Source organism: Niabella hirudinis (assembly GCF_051201075.1).
Taxonomy (GTDB): domain Bacteria; phylum Bacteroidota; class Bacteroidia; order Chitinophagales; family Chitinophagaceae; genus Niabella; species Niabella hirudinis.
On the sequence record NZ_JBPEHJ010000006.1, the window covers coordinates 14,631 to 32,372 of the forward strand.

Sequence of the window (17,742 nt, forward strand, 5' to 3'; positions counted from 1 at the left end):
TCTGAAAAATTTAATACAGGAGGCAGACCGCTGTTAAAATCAGGAGGTTTTTGAAATGCTCCCCGGTCCTTCGGAGGCTTCCAGGCATTCCACAATCCGGCTATAAGCCAGCCGCATGTGGGCTTCTACGGTTTTCACCGAAATTTCCAGCAGGCCCGCTACGTCCTTATACCGGAGACCATCTTCCTTGATCAGCCGGAAAACCAGGCGGCATTTATAGGGCAGCGCATTGATGGCCGTTTCCAGCAGCAGACGGGTTTCCTTGGTAAGCATATCCGTTTCGGGGCCTTCATGGGTTAGCCCAATAAGTTCTCCCTCCTCAGGCGAAAGCGGTGTTATCCGTTTCCGGGATTTGAGATAATGAACGGCATTATTTTTCAAGGCGTGGTAGAGATAATTAGCCGGATGACCAATCCCCGCCAGGTTTTTCCGGTTAGCCCAGATGCTCGCAAAAAGGTCCTGCACCAGGTCCAGCGCCACCTCCCTGTCTCCCACCAGCGCAGCGACATAAGCACGCATCCCCGGTAAAAAATGAAGATATAATTGTTCAAAAGATGCATAGTGATCCTGTTCTGCAACATCCGCAAGCCATCCTTTTATTTTATCATGCATCCAGGCAAACTTTTCCGGTAAAGGTCGATTTAATATTTTACCTGAACAAGAGCAAATTACGGGCTCTAATACCCTATATTTTTCAGTGTTTTTTGCCCCATGCGCTCCTGCAACTGGGCCAGGTATAGGCTCTCCGGGGCAACGGCAATCCCCTGCGAATCAAATACGCCTTCGCGGAGCAATGGCGCTTTATTAAAGGGCATCGCCCGCTGCTGCTTTGCCCCTGTTGATCCAATCACCCAATTATAGGCACCCGGAGGCTGCTGGTTCAGATAAGATTTTGCCCTGCAGTTCCATGCCACAGCCCAGCCGATGGCCCAGCCATGCCCCGATCCCATTTCACCGCGATTCATAAAATCAATGCCGCCCTCCGGCGCCTCGCAGGCATCCACCAGCAGGCCGGTAGCCCAACGCTGGTGCGGTTGTATCCAGCCATTTCCGGTAAACCGGCAATGCAATAGTACGATCGGCCCGCTTACTCTGGCCCCTGTTGCCAGGAAGAATACATTATCTCCCTGGATGGTGCACCGATTAAATAATAGCTGTGCACCATCGGCAGACAGATCCGCCGGTTTGGCCGCCCCAATAGTAGGCACCGTATGCCGGATATCAAGGCCTGTAACCGTAATCCGCTTGCCGCCAATGCCGATACTGTTTACCGTATTCCGGATCTCTACGTTGCGGATCCAGCCGTCTGTTAAGCCGCGTGTCCGGATAGCCGAATGATGTCCCTGGCTGATGGCAACCGATTGCTCCGGTGCATCAATCTCCAGGTACTCCAGGCCTGCGTTTTGCACTCCGCCGGTTTTCATAATCTTTTGCACAGTGGCACCCGGTATTGTAAAAGCCGCATCATAGCTATCCGTAAGAGGAACATCAACGATTATGCGGTTTCCATTTATGGCTTTGATGGTTCGTTCAACGGGCAGCTCACCGGTGATCCAGGTTTGTTTTTTTCCATCGCGCACCAAGCTATCCATTCCCATAAACCGCACCCATTCCGGGGTTATCGGTTTTGTGATCATTACCAGGTCGCCCACTGAAAATGCCCCTGCATCAGCAACCGTAATCCGGTCTGAACCCGATGGTATATAGGCATCTGTGATCCCTACTTTACCGCCCGCCGTTTTTGTTTGAACCGGGGCCTCCAGGCGGATGGCCAGATGTGGTGCGCCGGTCATCCGGATTGTAGTAGCCGTACCGCTGCCGCGTAACACAATACCGCTGCTATGAATAATTATAGTTTGCGTACAGGGAAATACTCCGGGGGCCAGTACCACTGCTCCCCTGAAACCATCTGTCAGCGGCAGCTTCGCAACGGAATCAATAGCCCTTTGAATGTTGGGGGTATTGTCTCCGGCTACAGGGTTTACCCTTGCCACCTCTTTTACTTCCGGAAGTGGTACACCTCCTCCTTTATAACCGGCATAAGAAAAATCCATAATCCTGTCTCCCCTTGGAGTAGTAGCATACTCCAGCTTCCCCCGGGCATTCACGTGCACCCAATAGCTTTCATTTTCTTTGCCGGCCACCTGTTTTGACTTTTGCGCTACAGCCGTAGCAGCAACCAGTACCAGCGCCAGCAGTGTGCCGGCGCTTTTCAGATGAATATAATTTTGCATTATCCGAAAACCTGTTTTTGAAGTCTTAATTACTGATCGTTTTTGTATTGAATTCCGGCCTTGCTTGCCGCATCTGCGTCTACCAATACTTTTGCCCTGCCCATCGCCGCGGCAATACAAACCGCAAGAAGGGCATCTGCTGTTAAACACCTTAGCGAAGGTTGCGAAACCTTAGCGCTCCTTGCGGTTACACTTTTTACCGCAAGGAGCGCAAATGAGTGCAGGACTGTTATTCGCAGTTGCTTCATATCGCTGCTACTTCAAGCGAAGCTGACTGCGAAGCGCAAAGAGCGCAACGAAATGCATCTGCGCTTTATTAAAAAACGGCCGCGTTCGCCGCCCCTCCTAATCGCCGCCTGAAACGAGCTCCTTAATCCAGCTCCCCCGTTTTCATTTTCCTGCCGCCCTTTGTATTTACATTGGCCACCTTACCTTTTACCTGCAGCCGGATTACCGAAGCGATCGCATCGGGAGCCGCGGCCGGCAGGTCAATCACCACCGATCCATTCCGATTACGGGCCTTTACGGTTTTATTACCGGCCAGCTGTACGGCACTGATCACTTTATTGGAAAGGCCTGGTACTACCAGCTTTCCATCCTTTGGCCAGTCAAATACAAACAGGTTTAATATGGTATTGCCGCCGGATGGCTTCATGGTACATCTCCCCCATGTAAGATCCTGCAGCGGGCTGGCGTGCGTGGCGTAAACCGCACTGCTGTTCACTTTCATCCATTGGCCGATCTGGGCCAGGCGCTCAATGCTTTCTTCCGGTACAGTACCATCATCTTTGGGCCCGATGTTGAGCAGGTAGTTACCCCCTTTTGAGGCAATGTCCGCAAGGTTGCGGATCAGGGTCTCCGTTGATTTCCAGTTGTGATCCCAGCTCTTATATCCCCAGCTGCCGTTCATGGTCATACAGGTTTCCCAATCCTGCCCGTCCAGCTCCGCCTGTGTTGGAATTTTTTGCTCCGGTGTTTTGGTGTCACCCGGAAAGTTCGGACGCTTTAACCGGTCGTTGGTAATGATATTGGGCTGCAGCTTCAGTGCATCCTTTAATTTCTGTGCCGCTTCATCGGTCATATTCGTAGGCGTATCCCACCACAGCACGGCAATATCCCCGTAATTGGATAGGATCTCTTTTACCTGTGGTACAGATACATCATTAATGTACTGATCAAAAGTCTTTGTTTCCTGTGCAGGGTCCCAATGTCCTTTATGCGCCAGGGTGTAGGCATCAATCTTTGCAGAATCCGGGTTGGGCCAGCCCTCCTTCATTTCCTTGCGGGCAGCCGATCCTCCCGGGTTATTCCAGTCCTGCGCCTGGGAATAATAAAAGCCCAGCTTCATCCCGTATTTGCGACAGGCATCTGCCAGGGGCTTCAGCAGGTCCTTTCCATACACTGTGGCATCCGCTACATTCCATTTACTGGCATTGGATTTAAACAGGGCAAAGCCATCGTGGTGCTTGGACGTAATGATGATATATTTCATCCCCGCATCCTTTGCCATTTTTACCCAGGCATCCGGATCATATTTAACCGGGTTAAAGGATTTGGCACGTTCCTGGTATTCAGCTACCGGTATCTTGCTGCGGTTCATGATCCACTCTGCACCGCCCCGGGCCTGCTGGTGTCCATGATACACACCGCCCCATTGTGAATACACGCCCCAATGGATAAACATACCAAAACGGGCTTCACGCCACCATTTCATGCGGGTATCTTTATCAACCTCTTGTCCTTTTGCCATGCCTGCAAGCAGACATATAAACATTACAATTGCGACTTTTTTCATATCTGTTTTATCTATGTTTTTTTTAATATCGGCTTCACTACTCCTATCATCGCCTGTTGTGTCACTCCCTTCATCCTCCGGTAATGCTATTCTACTACAAATAGGATGCTCCTGACGGGGCATTCTATTTCGCCAACGCTCCTACTTCATTTGCTTTCAATGCATGGGCCTTCGTTACTGCGGTACTGTACTGGTCGGCACCAGCATCCCATCTTCCGTTGCGGGGCTGCCCATCCATATCTACAGCCGCAACAGGATACCCCTCGCCGCCCGCTCCAACCGCCGGGCTGTTTTTACCCAACCGCCAGATACCGTCTGCATCTTTTACCAGTTTAGGATCCAACACCTGGTATCCGGATTCCGGCATATCACCGGGCCCTTTTGTTTTAAAAATAAGGTTTCCTTTCCATTGTGACAACGTATAAGGTCCGGCAATGGATGCAGCCACATCCCCACCCTGGATAATATTGCCGGCAATCGTAATGGCCGTTGCGCCCAGTCCGTTCTTCCGCCCCGGCTGTTCTATATTCTTCTTATTGTTCACCAGTGTATTAAAAGCGATCCATACCCTGTCTGGCCGGTCATGCTCCGTAAGCGCGGCGCCGTCAGCTACCTCACCACCGCCATTGCCCACCGTGATGGCCGGGTTGCAGTCTTCAAAATAATTACTGAAAATATGATGATCATCTCCAAAAATGCGGATGCCGGGGGTATTGAAAAAATAGTTTCCGTATACCGTGCATTTGTTGCCATGCCTTAAAGTAAACTGCGCCGGGCAATTGCGGATGGTATTATAACGCAGCGTTACGCCGGACGCCTTTACCGAGATCAGTTCATTTTCACCATGACACTTTTCAAAAAGATTATACTCCACAATACTGTTGCTGGTAGACAAACTAAATCCGCTTAAGCCAAACTGGAACGTTTCCGCACCATTGGCGCCACCCTGGTCCGGGAAATTGTAAAAATAATTATGATGAATATGGAGCCGCTCCGCGATTTGTTTTCCTTCCCCGCGGATGGCCAGTATGCGCCCCATTTCGGTTTTGTTCTGAAACGTATTATAGTCTATCTCATGGTCATTACCCGCAACGGTGAGGTACTCCCCCTTGCCCGGCGTTTGAAAGATATTGTGCGTCCAGCGGCAAAAGCTGGTCCCCGCACCGGACCGTGCTCTTGAAGCTGCATGTGTAAATTTAAACCCTTCAATAACAATATAGGCCGCCGGTTTTACCAGGCTAATACCACCGGAACCACTGATCTCTGCACCACCGGTACGCTCGGCCCTGATGGTAATAGGCTGCTGCTTTGTTCCCTGCTGCGCAATCTTAATGTCACCGGTTGTTTGATACACACCATTCTTAAGAACAATGATATCGCCCGGAACTGCCTGGCTAATGGCTTTCTGCAGCTCATCGATTGATGCAACGGTAATGGTAGCGGCCCATATCCGCATCGAAAGCTGCAGCAACACAAGTACGAGTATATATTTTTTCATCTGTATTTATTTAAGAGCATTCATCATGCGGAATTGGGATTTGGGTTCTTCTCGTATACATTAAAATCCAATAACAATTTTCTATCGCTTACACGGGGTGATCCTGCAGGAATAATAGCCGTTGTGCGTATAATGGATATCTTCCTGTAACAAATAACCCATTTATTTCATAAAAAAAACTGCGAAGTATTTGCTTTCTGTTCAGCGATTTTAACCTGTTCTCCAGGTTGCCGTGATCGGGATGCCCTCATTCCACAATTTCACGGGCTGAGGGATTTAGAAAGTGCGCTATCAGAACAGCTTTTTCCCTTCCCGAAGTTTTTTCATCCGCTGCAGTGCTTCCAGGTAATAATAGTCTGCATAGCTCAATGGCTCATCCACCTCCGTATTGGAAGGTTTGGTACCCGTACTGTGCAGCAACAAAAAGCCGCTGGCGGCGCCGGCAGGCGCCCGGTAACTTTTTGTAAGACTACCAAGGATCCGGCCCGCCTCCGCTTTGTATTTTTTCCCATTGTTACTATAAGTGCTCAGCTCATACAGGGCCGATGCAATAACCGCAGCAGCCGATGCATCCCGGGGCTCATTGGGGATTGCCGGTGCATTAAAATCCCAATAAGGTACCCCATCTTTTGGCAGGTTGGGGTGGTTGAGTATAAAGCCGGCAATATGTTCGGCCATCTTCAGATATTTTACATCTTTTGTTTCGCGATAGCAGATGGTATAACCGTATAAACCCCAGGCCTGGCCCCGCGCCCAGGCCGATTCATTGGCATAACCCTGGTGGGTTGTCTTCTTATTGATCTTGCCGGTAACCGTATCATAATCCACCACATGGTAAGAGCTGTAGTCCGGGCGAAAATGATTTTTCATCGTTTGGTCCGCATGACTTACCGCCACCTTATACAGCGACTGGTCGCCGGAAATTTTCGAGGCCTCAAACAACAATTCAAGATTCATCATATTATCGATGATCACCGGAAAATCCCATTTGTTCTTGCTATGATCCCAGGACCGTAGCACGCCTGCAACCGGATTAAACCGCTTACTTAGGGTTTTAGCGGCCTGAATGACCACGTTTTTATAATGCGGATCTTTGGTAAGACGGTATCCGTTTCCAAAACTGCAATACACTTTAAACCCCATATCGTGCGTGGTGCCATTCGTCTTTTCCTGTTCAATATCCGCTGTAAAGGCGCGCGCCGTTGTTTCCCATTTCTTATTTCCTGAAAGTTCATACAGGTACCAGAGTTCGCCGGGAAAAAAACCGCTGGTCCAGTCGCGGGATGCTACCAGCTTTAATTTCCCATTTTCCAGTGTTCTTGGCGACACTCCTTTTTTGTCTGTTTCCTTTGCGGTGGCTATTTCCCGCAGCATTATAGTGGTTTGCTTTTCGGCGTCTTTTACCACCTCTGCGGTATTTATTTTTTGCGCTGCTCCCGTTAATGTGGCTGCAACAAAGGCAATAATGATTCCTGTTTTTCTCATACAAAAGGGTTGCCCAGCGGGGCATTTATTTCTGATTTCCTATTTGCTGTTTATTCTTCTATCATTTGTCTGCACCAGCTGAACTTCCAGCAACTTCATCAGCTCTGTACCGGAAATTATTTCGGGGCTCAATGTCAGGGTATTCACCCCCTGTTTCAGCTCCAGTTTACCAATTTTTTCCGTAATGACGCCGCTGTTGGCATGCTGCACTTTTCCTTCAATCGAAGTGGTATTATTCAGCATTAATTTATATTTACCATCACATTCTTTCCCGGTTACATACTTAATAACCACGTCATATTGCCCGGCCTCCATGGTACGTACCTTCCACATCAATTGCTGCTCCGGCAACTTCCAGCCCTCCACATAGTAACGGTTGGCCTTTCCATCTCCAAAACCAAATCCTTTGCCCTGCAACTGCGCATCAAAAGCCAGCAGCCGGGTAAGGGGTATATTGGGGGCAACGAAGAACACGGGGTTCGTCCTGGCCTGGTCTTTCAATTCCAGTACCACTACCGTATTGGCTGTATCCTTTGAAACGCCCGACAAGTCAACCAGCAGATCCTCCGGGCCAAGGCGTGTTGTATTTACGGCTTTGTTCCCCGCAAGTATGTATGCCTTGCTGATATCCGATTGCAGTCCGCCTACATATAGCTTCCTGTCTGCCGGAAAATCAAATATATGCAGGTAGATCTTATGGCCGCGCATTGTACTTACGCCCCAGTTTTGAAGCGGCAGGGGGCTTTTTGCAGCGCCGTAAATACTTTCTCCATTTTTCTTTGTCCAGCGGCCAATACCTTTTAAAATGGCAAGGTCTTTTATATCTATAGCACCATCCCCCTTAGGGCCGATATTCATCAACAGGTTACCGCCGCGCGAAGCCGCTTTGGCCAGCAATTGTATAAAAAAGGAAACGGATTTATGACTGTCGTCGTACCGGGAGTAGCCATAGCTTTCATTGGTGGTTGGGATGGCTTCCCAGCTATCCTCATCTTCAGCAGCAACCGGTGCAAACTCCGCCGGGCGATCAGCGGTATTCAGATAGTCGCCATAATTGCGTGCGGCGTTCCTTGCCAGCCGGCCGTTCACTACCACATTGGGGTCGGTTTCGCGTATCGCCTTCAACACGCGCAGGTTTTCGGAGAAGGGCAGTTTGTGCGGCGTATCAAACCAGATGATATCCGGGTGGTATTTTGTAAGCAACTCTTTTATCTGCGGAATCGCTTTTTCGTTTACATACTTTACAGCTTTGGGCAGCAACTCAGGGTGCTGATCAAACCAGTTGCGTCCGCCAAACAGATTCTTATCGCCACCAGGATTGTTATACTCCCAGTCGTTGCCCGGTGCATCCGGATGTTCCCAGTCAAAGGCATGCGAATAATAAAACCCGAATTTGATTCCCTGTTTTTTGCAGGCGGCGGAGAGCTCGGCCAGGGGATCCCGTTTAAAAGGCGTTTGATCATGAATATTAAAATCAGACACAGCCGAGGGATACATAGCAAATCCATCGTGATGTTTGGCGGTAATGATCATATAACGCATACCCGCATCCTTTGCAGCCTTTGCCCATTCATCGGCATTAAACAACACGGGGTTGAACCGGTGTGCAAGTTCCAGGTATTCTTTACGGGTGATCATTTCCTTACGCATTAAATGCTCCGCATACCCTCCCACTTTTTTCCCCTTCCATTCCCCACCCGGGAGGGAATAAATCCCCCAGTGGATGAACATCCCAAACTTCGCCTGGCGCCACCACGCAATCCGCTCCTCATGCGTTTTCATGGACTGTGTCCACCAACCGTTTACCGCTTCAGTAACGGCCTGCTGATCGCGCTGTTGCCCTTTGTTGTACATGTCTTTGTCTTCATCTCCTGCAACCTGTGCAAATGCGGAAAACAGTGAGGATGCACATAAAAAAAGGAACGTTATTTTTTTCATTTAACTTGTTTGTAGATTTTAAAAGAGACCTTAGACCAGGAACTATTGCCACGATGTCTAAGGTCTAATATCTAACGTCTAACGTCTATCCAGATCAATGGGTTTCTTACAGGCAGGTTCCGGATCACTTCTTCTGTTTCGGGTGCATGATCCAGTCTTTGCCAGGTTTTGAACCAATTACTGTTTTTAAATTCAATAGCCCCAAACACCAGCGCCGGCTGGGCCACGGGCCAGTTATCCCAATACATTACGTCCTGCTTGTAAGGCCACTTATCTTTGTTGGCGATAAAGGGGTAAAGAAATGCAATACCTTTTTTTATGGAACGTCCATCTGCAGTCTGATAGTTCCACAGGTTATCTGTTTTTGAAGACAGCACCTGGCAGATGGTTGTCATGGCATCCAGGTTAAACAGGGAATACCCATAGGGTTTGGTTCGCGCCAGTTCTTTGGGGAAGCTACCCTCCGCCGCCATCTGGTTGGGCAGCAGTACTGTTTTATACCGGTTGCGGCAAAACTGCATCAGTTCCTCGTTGCCGGTAAACTTTGCAAATACCGCCACCTGCATTACCCAACAGGTACCATGATTATTTGCAGCATTCATTTCATCCCTGCCATAGGGATGGGTGGTAAGCCATTGTAAGAAATCAGTAAACCATTTTTTGGTTGCAGCCAGTACCTGCTGGTCCATGGCCGCGTCCTGCTCCACTACGGATACACCCTGCACCACTTCCATTAGTTGTATGGCATCAATGATACCAATACCGCGCCCTGTGACCCTTCCTTTTATGGCCTGCGCATACAGCAAGCTGGGCTTCATTAGCGTAGCGGTGTCCGCAAACCACGCCCTGCAATGTGCCAATACCTGCTTTACATATTTCTTTTCCGGACTGATGCGATAGGCCGAAGCCAGCGCGCCTACGACCTGGCTAAAACGGATCATCGCCAGCCGGTGCGCCACAAAATTATCGGGGTTTGTTTGTCCGTCTTTTTGAATATAGGGACTGTCCGCACTTGCCGGGTTGGGCCACCAGTAATCGCCTTCACTATAAAAATCATGTATTCCCCCGGCGCTGCGCGATGCCCGGTGAGCAGTTACCGTTTCGGGTTGTTGCTGCATCGCCCAAGCCGCTTTTGCCAGTACCTGTTTTTTTAAAACGGTTTTTACCTGTGCCAGATCCTGCGAATGAAGCAGCAGTGGCTGTATCAACGCCACGAGTAAAACGATATATATTATTCTTAATTTCATCAATATGCTGGTTTTAACGGTCCGCTGTGGTTCCAGAATATTCCGGTTTTCGTGGTTTTCGCCACTAAGGCTCTAAGACACTAAGTAACACCAAGACGCTTCAGTGATCACCCCGCAATACAACGCTTCGTGTGTTTTTGTGTATTTCTGTCTTCGTGGTTACTGGGCGGTCATAAACTTCCAGGTGATCTTACCGAATGATTGGACCTCCTTTTTATGCGAGGGTTCAATGCTGCCCTTTAATTTCCCTTCAGCATCTTTTTCTATAAACACGGCTCTCCAATCATAGCTTCCTTTTTCATAATTGAAGGTTTCCCCATCATCATCATACAGCCGGTAACTGCCGATTTTTTTGCCATATACGCGGATCTCCAGGTCTACTTTTTCTCCGGCCTTTGGCGCATGCAGCAGTGGCGGCATCATGGGGATCACCCCTCCATCTTTTACATACACCGGTATTTTATCCAGACCCGGCGTAACAGTGATCACTTCTCCATCGCCGGCAAAGGCCCCGGTATAAAAATCATACCAGCGTCCTTTAGGCAATACCACTTTTCTTGAAGTTTGACCGGTAAACAATGGCGCTACCAGCAGGTATTCTCCCGCCATATACTGGTCCTTTACCTCTTTGCTTACTGCTTCTAAATAGGGATTATCCTCCAGGTTGTTTTTAACCGCACTATTGGCTGTTGCCTGGTAACCCGGTTCCAGGCTCATGCCCCGGAACACCGGTGTGCCCTCAAAATGATACTTCGCAAATTCGGAATACCAGTAAGGCATCATCCGCATGCGCAGCAACGATAGTTCTTTTACCTGCGCCGCCACCTCCGGGTAGGACCAGGGTTTGGTGCCGCTGGACCAGGCGTTGATCATGGCCATGGGCGAAAAGATTACAGTCTGGAAACGGCGCAGCCATTCTTCCGCCGTTTTTGAAGCACGTACTTCGGGCGTCCACAAAACACCGATATACCCGCTGTTAATAAGCGCGGTAATAAAATCTTCGTGGTTATAATAGTCGTTATAAATCACATACGGATAACTATTGGCACCCGCATTGGAAGCCCTTACCAGGCCATAAGTCCGTTCATTCCTGTTTTTAAAAAGATCAATACTGTTTTTCATCGCCAATACTCCATAGGTCTGACGCATCTGTTCTCCAGACAATCCTGAAGGGAACGTAGCCACATCCGGCCACAGGTAATAATCATACCCGTCTACCTCATCAATCTTATACCCGCTTACACCGATATCCACCTGGTCTTTTTTTAACTGACCAAAGAAAATATCGCGTGCCTTGGGAATGGTAAAGTCCGGCACTTCGCCCGTCCATACGGTATGCGAACCTGTATACGGGGTGATGGCTTTGTAAAAAGGAGCCGACTTTGATACATAAGGGTTGATCCAAAGATTCAAACGGATTCGCTTATCCAGCATTTCATTTACAAAGGCCGCAGGATCCGGGTACCGTGTTTTATCCCATTCAAAAGTTCCGGGATAAGAGCGGCTCTGCCATCCGGGTTCCAGTCCGATGAAATCAAGCGGATATCCCCTTACCGCAAAGGAATCGGCTTCCTGCTTTACTTCATCTGCCGTAAACAGCGATCGTACCCGTTGTGTAAAACCCAGCCCCCAGCGGGGTGGCAGCACGCCTCCTCCATTAAACAGGTTGTAACGGCGGACCGCATCCAATGCCGTTGGGCCGGCAAAAACATATACTTCCGTGCCCGGCGCCGGCACCAGCAATTCCACTGCATCCGAATAGGGTCGCGAACTCCAGCTCTTGTCGGTATTGCGATCTTTTTCTACCGGAGGATGTTTGCTATCCTTACGCACACCCGATCCCGCATATACGTTGATGTACCGCGCGGCATTCACAAATACCCCGTAACCTTTTGATGAAACATAAAAAGGCACCGGCGCATGGGTACGACCGTTGTCCTTGCCACCGTAATGATCTACATGCAACTGCAGTATTTTGCCACGCTGGTGCACGGTTTGAAAGTTCAACCCGAAACCAAACAATTGCTCTCCTTTATCAAGGGGAAACCGCAGGTAGGTTTTACCATCGGAAACCGCTCCGGAAATATCAGCTTTTGAAAACGGGAAATCCTGTTCGCTCATCTTCTTCAAACCGGCAGCCGGTGTGGCGCCGGCTGCCTTTAAAAGATCATAGGCTTCCGGTTTACCTACAACGCCTTTCCACACGCCCGGAGCCACGGCGCTCCAGCTGATGGGTTGTGCGACAATCCCGCTCCATAAAGCAACGAATAAACAAAATGAAATAATCCTGTAAAACATAATGCTCTTATAAGGGTATGATCGTATATTTTTTACCTTTTTCTGTTTTAAAATCGATGGTATAACCTTTTTCATACGGCAGGCTCACCAGCTTTGCCTCCTTATTCTTTTCATAAGCCGGCTTACCATAAGCCGTAAGTAAGAAATTGGGATTTGCTCCCGTTGCCGGTGCGACCTTTACCTCCGTTACCCTTACGGGTATTGAAGTATGTACCCGGCAATTGCCGCCGGAACCGGATAAAACGGTGGCCCTTTCCAACCGGCCGGCCGCCCATGCAATATCCCACTGAAAGTTGCCTCTTGCTTTGATTCCTTTTATAAATCCTTTTTTCCATACAGAAGGCAATGCGGGTAACAATGCCATATACCCGTTATGACTTTGCAACAGCATCTCCGTAATGCCCGCAGTGGCTCCAAAGTTCCCATCGATCTGGAAGGGCGGATGCGCATCAAACAGATTGGGATAGGTACCCCCACCGCCCATCTCTGCCTTTTTTTCACCTGGATCTATATAGTTAAAAGCATCGCTGAGTATCTTATAGGCATGGTCGCCATCCTGCAGCCGCGCCCACCAATTGATCTTCCAGGCCATGCTCCAGCCCGTGCTTACATCTCCCCGGAAGATGAGCGACTGCCTGGCCGCTGCAGCCAGCTCCGGTGTTTGTTTTACATTGATCTGGCTTCCGGGATATAGACCAAACAAGTGCGATAAATGCCGGTGCTTATCCTTTGGATCATCCCAGTCTTTAAACCACTCCTGCAACTGGCCGTACTGACCGATATGATAGGGATAAAGTTTGTTTTTTACAGCTGCCAGTTCACCGGCGAAGGCCGCATCGGTACCCAGTATCTTCGCCGATTTGATCACCGCAGTAAATAATTCCCGAATGATGGACATATCCATGGTACTGGCCATGGTGAGCTGGTATTCTTTTCCTTTTATTTTTATGGTATTCTCGGGCGAAGTGGAAGGGTTGGTAACCCAATAACCCGATGCAGGGTCTTTTACCAGCCAATGCAGGAAAAACTGCGCCGCACCTTTCATTAATGGATAGGCTTCTTTTTGCAGGAAATTTTTATCGCCGGTAAAAAGATAATGTTCCCACAAATGGGTAGAGAACCAGCCACCCGCCATGGGCCAGCAGCTCCAGCGCGGCATGCCCCGCGGATCGTTCCATCCCTGCCCCCCGGGCGGTGATGTTTTGGCCCAGAGGTCGGAATTGTGATGTACCACCCACCCTTCCGTAATACCATAATTTGTTTTTGCGGTAACCGCTCCATTTACCGCCAGCTCTTTCATAAAATCAAACAGCGGCTGATGGCATTCGGAGAGGTTGGTGTTCTCCGCCAGCCAATAGTTCATTTCCGTATTGATATTGGTGGTATAGTTGCTACCCCAGGGCGGCTGTACATGATCGTTCCAGATGCCCTGAAGATTGGTAGGCCGCCCACCCGGACGTGAAGCCGCAATCATGAGGTAACGCCCAAACTGGTAGTAAAGACTTTGCAATGCAAAATCATCCGGCGCTTTTGCAAAGCGCTTTAGCCGTTCGTCTGTAGGCAGTTTCAAACGGGTAGCATCAGCGCCCAGGTCGATCGTTACCCGGTTAAACAGGGACCGGTAATCGGTTATATGCGCCGACCGTATTTGTCCGTATTTTTTTTGCAATGCCTGATTCAATACCGCTGTAGCCTCAACAGCCGGATCCTTCCCCTCTTTACCCGGTGATTTATCAAACCCGTTAAAGCTGGTGGCTTCCGCCAGATAAATGGTTACGGCATTGGCGCCGGACACCACCAGGGCAGTGTCTTTGCGGTTTACCGATCCGCCCTCGGCGATGATCTTTGCATGCACTTCAAAATTCATTCCTTCCCCATTCCAATCATCGTACACCACTTGCTGCGGCTCATACTCCCGGTTGGCCACAAATTTTGGGGCCTTACCTTTCAGCACCAACAAATCCTTTCCATTGTTTTCTGTGCGATACTTCAATTTACTGGTAAGTCCGGCCGCAAAACTGATAGCATTTTTTTTATCAGCAGTGATGCGGATCATCATAATCTTATCGGGATGGTTGATAAAGACTTCTCTTGTATACTGTACGCCCCCGGCCTTATAGCGTACCGTGGCCGTGGCATTGGTCAGGTCCAGATCCCGGTAATATTCCGTAGCCTGTGTGTCCTTTAATGAAAAGTTCAGCCATAAATCTGCCAGCGGCAGGTAACGGGCTGAATAAGGTCCATGCATTTTTTTCCACACCACGGCCGCACTGTCATAGTTTCCGGCAAAAATCAATGCCCTTACTTTTTCCAGTATGGCCGGTCCTTCCGGCTGGTTACCGGGGTTGGGAGCGCCCGACCAAAGTGTGTTATCATTTAACTGGTAGCGCTCCTTTACAATACCGCCAAACACCATGGCGCCGGTTTTTGCATTCCCCAGCGGCAGGGCTTCCTCCCAGATGGCAGCCGGTTGCGCATACCAGAGTTTGAGTGCATTACCGGTATTCCCGGTTTGTGCCTGCAATACTCCACCTGAAATAGCTGCTAAACAGATGATCAATACTCTTTTCATTCCATCCAATATTGTATGTTGCTTTCTACAAAATTTATCACGTTATGTTTTAACCATTAAGATTAAGGCACATTAAGTATCAATCAGTACATCGCTGGAATGTCGCTTAATGCTTCTTCATTGATGGTTCCCAACCGTTTTTACAGATCCAGAAATGCCAGGGGCAATTTACCGGATTTTACACTTACCACCAGCCGGCCTTTTCCTTTCTTCACGCTGATGAGCGCGCGGCCGTTATAAACCTGTACGTACCTGGACCCCGATGATGTACCCAGGTCATCCAAGAGCCTTCCATCTCCTGTTGATCCAAAACGGACCCAATCGGTTGCATCCAGGCAGCGTACCCCTTTATCATCCAACAGCTGTGCCTGAAGGGTAACAATCCCCCCTTCATCTTTTATTTTTATTAACTCCAGCCGCGCGGGCTTTGTCCATTTTTCGGTCTGGTATTCAAAACGGATGGCATCTGTAACCGTTTCCTTTCCTTTTTTGGCCACCACCTTCACTTCATACATTCCTTTTTGCAGCGGCACATTCCAGCGCAGGCCGGCAGCAGGAAAATCCTGGCTGTTTCTTTTTTTAGCGCCAAAGGATTTCCCGTTTACAAACAACTCAGCCACATCGCAATTGGAATACACTTTGATCATTTTTTCTTCATCCTCATTGCCCCAGCGCACCGGCCAGCTATGCCCGTAAATACGCGCCATCGGCTTACTGGTCCAGTAAGACTGGAACACATAATATGCTTCTTTTTTGGTAAGATCCCGCTCCACTACGCCCTTCTGGTTCATATACGGAACGGGATTATCCGGACGTACCGGTGTCGAAAAATCTTTAAAGGGCCACTGTGCCGCACCTGTAAGCCAGGGCATGGTTTCCTGCTCTTTCAGATGCCAGTCTACCAGGTTGCAGATATAGGTTTCGCTCCAATCGCCATCTTTTGAGGCGCGGGCGGCCCCGCCATATAATGACGCATCCCCGGCACGTTCATCGGCATTGCCGGTTGCTTTGATGTTCTGCAATGATTTATCCGGATTTTCTGAATGCCGTCCGGCATGACTGTCGCCTCCCCATTCCACATGTAAAAAATGATCTACCTTATCAAATTCTGCTTTGGTTACTTCCTTGTACTCTGTATATATACCGCGATACCAGCCGGCCCAGATGGATGGAGAATATACATCCACAATATCGCTGCAAAAATCGCAACGGCGGATAGCCGTTTTACGCGATGGATCCAGGCGATGCGAAAGATCGTTGAGCTCTTTCATAAACTGCCGGATCTTTTCTTTGTCAAACTCCGGAAAATCACCGGGCCAGTCGTTCTCATTGCCCAGGCCCCAAATGATCACCGAAGGATGATTGTAATGCTGTTCAATCATATTGCGCAGCATTCGTCTTGCCTGCTCTTTGTACACATCGCCACCCAGTCCGCCCCGGCACCAGGGAATTTCTTCCCATACCAGGATACCCAGGCTGTCGCATAAATTCAAGATGATCCGCGATTGCTGGTAATGCCCCAACCTGATAAAATTCACCCCCATTTCCTTCATGGAGATCATCTCATCACGCATGAGTTCTTCCGTCATGGCGGCTGCCACACCGGCGTGATCTTCGTGCCGGTGGGTGCCTCTCAATAAAAGGCGTTTGCCGTTGAGCAGGAAAGGGCCGTGTTTAACAAATTCAAAGTTCCGGAATCCTATTTTCGTCCGCTCCTCATAAATGCCACCGGCAGTACGGATGGAAGTCACCAGGGTATACAATACCGGGGCCTCAGGCGACCATAATTGCGGCCGGTTTACTTTTAGTTGATCAAAGCGGTATTCAGTGCTCCATTCCTGGTTCTTCCTGCTGATCTTTTGTAATTCTTTTCCGTTGGGATCCAGCAACTGCAGGGTCATCGCCGCTTCGCCGGTAAGCATCGATGGGTTGTACAGCCGTGTGCGCACATTAATAGTGCCCGATTTACCTCCTTTGTCTACCGCCGCTTCCGCAAATACTTTATCCAGGGATACAGCGGGCACATACACCAGGTTGAGGTACCGGTACAGGCCGCCATAAAGGTTAAAATCGGAAAGATCCGAAGGGATCATTTCCAGGTCGCGCGAATTATCACAGCGAATGGACACCGGTACCTTTCCTTTGAATTGCTTTACCAGGCTATCCTGTTTCAGAAAAGCGTTTACCGCATCCGTGATGTCGGCCGTCCATTCATCATAGCCGCCCACATGTGTGGCCACCTTCGTTGTATATACGTATACTTCTGTTTTTTGTCCGGCCCCCTCAAAATGCAGGAGGGTACGTCCGATTGCATAGGGATTTTTAACAGCGAGCTGTGTACGGTACCAGGCCGGGCCCTGATAGTAATTTTCATCGGGGTCCACAGCATCCCTTGCGTTCACACAATGCGGCAATATAACATTGGTCCACAACGGAACGCTTTCCGGATTTCCGGCCTTCACCGGCCTTACGGCTTCCCATATACCACCCAGGTCCTGTTTCAGAAACTGCCAGTTATGGGTAAGACGGGTAGCCTGCTGCGCTGCAGCGCCCATACTCAACAACAGGGCCGCTAAAATACCCGCCGGAAAAAGTGCCGGCTTGTATAACTTTCGTTTTTGTTTTGAAATACTTGAGAAAAAACCTTTTCCGAATGATCCAAAAAACATAGTGTC

Annotated in this window: 11 protein-coding genes; all 11 read right to left on the reverse strand. The window is 49.3% G+C overall.

The window, feature by feature from the left end; translation table 11 throughout:
- Positions 1-39 precede the first annotated feature (39 nt).
- Entirely contained in the window at positions 40-612 is a 573-nt protein-coding gene (locus tag GGU45_RS12910) for an RNA polymerase sigma factor (protein ID WP_435225329.1), read from the reverse strand.
- Positions 613-677: 65 nt separating this feature from the next.
- Complete coding sequence (locus GGU45_RS12915; protein WP_435225330.1) at positions 678-2,234, reverse strand: hypothetical protein; 1,557 nt, start codon at positions 2,232-2,234, stop codon at positions 678-680.
- A 29-nt stretch (positions 2,235-2,263) separates the two neighbouring features.
- Positions 2,264-2,482 carry a hypothetical protein gene (locus GGU45_RS12920; protein ID WP_435225331.1) on the reverse strand — a complete coding sequence of 73 codons (219 nt, stop codon included), beginning with the start codon at positions 2,480-2,482 and terminating at the stop codon, positions 2,264-2,266.
- A 122-nt stretch (positions 2,483-2,604) separates the two neighbouring features.
- Positions 2,605-4,029, reverse strand: a complete 1,425-nt coding sequence (locus GGU45_RS12925) for an alpha-L-fucosidase (RefSeq protein ID WP_435225332.1) — start codon at positions 4,027-4,029, stop codon at positions 2,605-2,607.
- Between the two features lie 124 nt (positions 4,030-4,153).
- A complete protein-coding gene (locus tag GGU45_RS12930) occupies positions 4,154-5,527 on the reverse strand; it encodes a polysaccharide lyase 6 family protein (RefSeq protein WP_435225334.1) in 1,374 nt (457 codons plus the stop codon).
- A 291-nt stretch (positions 5,528-5,818) separates the two neighbouring features.
- Complete coding sequence (locus GGU45_RS12935) at positions 5,819-7,012, reverse strand: glycoside hydrolase family 88 protein (protein WP_435225335.1); 1,194 nt, start codon at positions 7,010-7,012, stop codon at positions 5,819-5,821.
- Between the two features lie 39 nt (positions 7,013-7,051).
- Positions 7,052-8,950: an alpha-L-fucosidase gene (locus GGU45_RS12940; RefSeq protein WP_435225336.1), complete on the reverse strand. Its 1,899-nt coding sequence runs from the start codon at positions 8,948-8,950 to the stop codon at positions 7,052-7,054.
- A 71-nt stretch (positions 8,951-9,021) separates the two neighbouring features.
- Positions 9,022-10,197 (reverse strand): alginate lyase family protein, encoded by a 1,176-nt coding sequence (locus tag GGU45_RS12945; RefSeq protein WP_435225338.1) that lies wholly within the window; start codon positions 10,195-10,197, stop codon positions 9,022-9,024.
- 159 nt (positions 10,198-10,356) lie between these two features.
- Positions 10,357-12,495, reverse strand: coding sequence for a glycoside hydrolase family 31 protein (locus GGU45_RS12950; protein ID WP_435225340.1), 2,139 nt, complete (start codon positions 12,493-12,495; stop codon positions 10,357-10,359).
- A 7-nt stretch (positions 12,496-12,502) separates the two neighbouring features.
- Positions 12,503-15,067 carry a glycoside hydrolase family 95 protein gene (locus GGU45_RS12955; RefSeq protein ID WP_435225342.1) on the reverse strand — a complete coding sequence of 855 codons (2,565 nt, stop codon included), beginning with the start codon at positions 15,065-15,067 and terminating at the stop codon, positions 12,503-12,505.
- A 140-nt stretch (positions 15,068-15,207) separates the two neighbouring features.
- Entirely contained in the window at positions 15,208-17,736 is a 2,529-nt protein-coding gene (locus tag GGU45_RS12960) for a glycoside hydrolase family 2 TIM barrel-domain containing protein (RefSeq protein WP_435225344.1), read from the reverse strand.
- Positions 17,737-17,742: the final 6 nt, after the last annotated feature.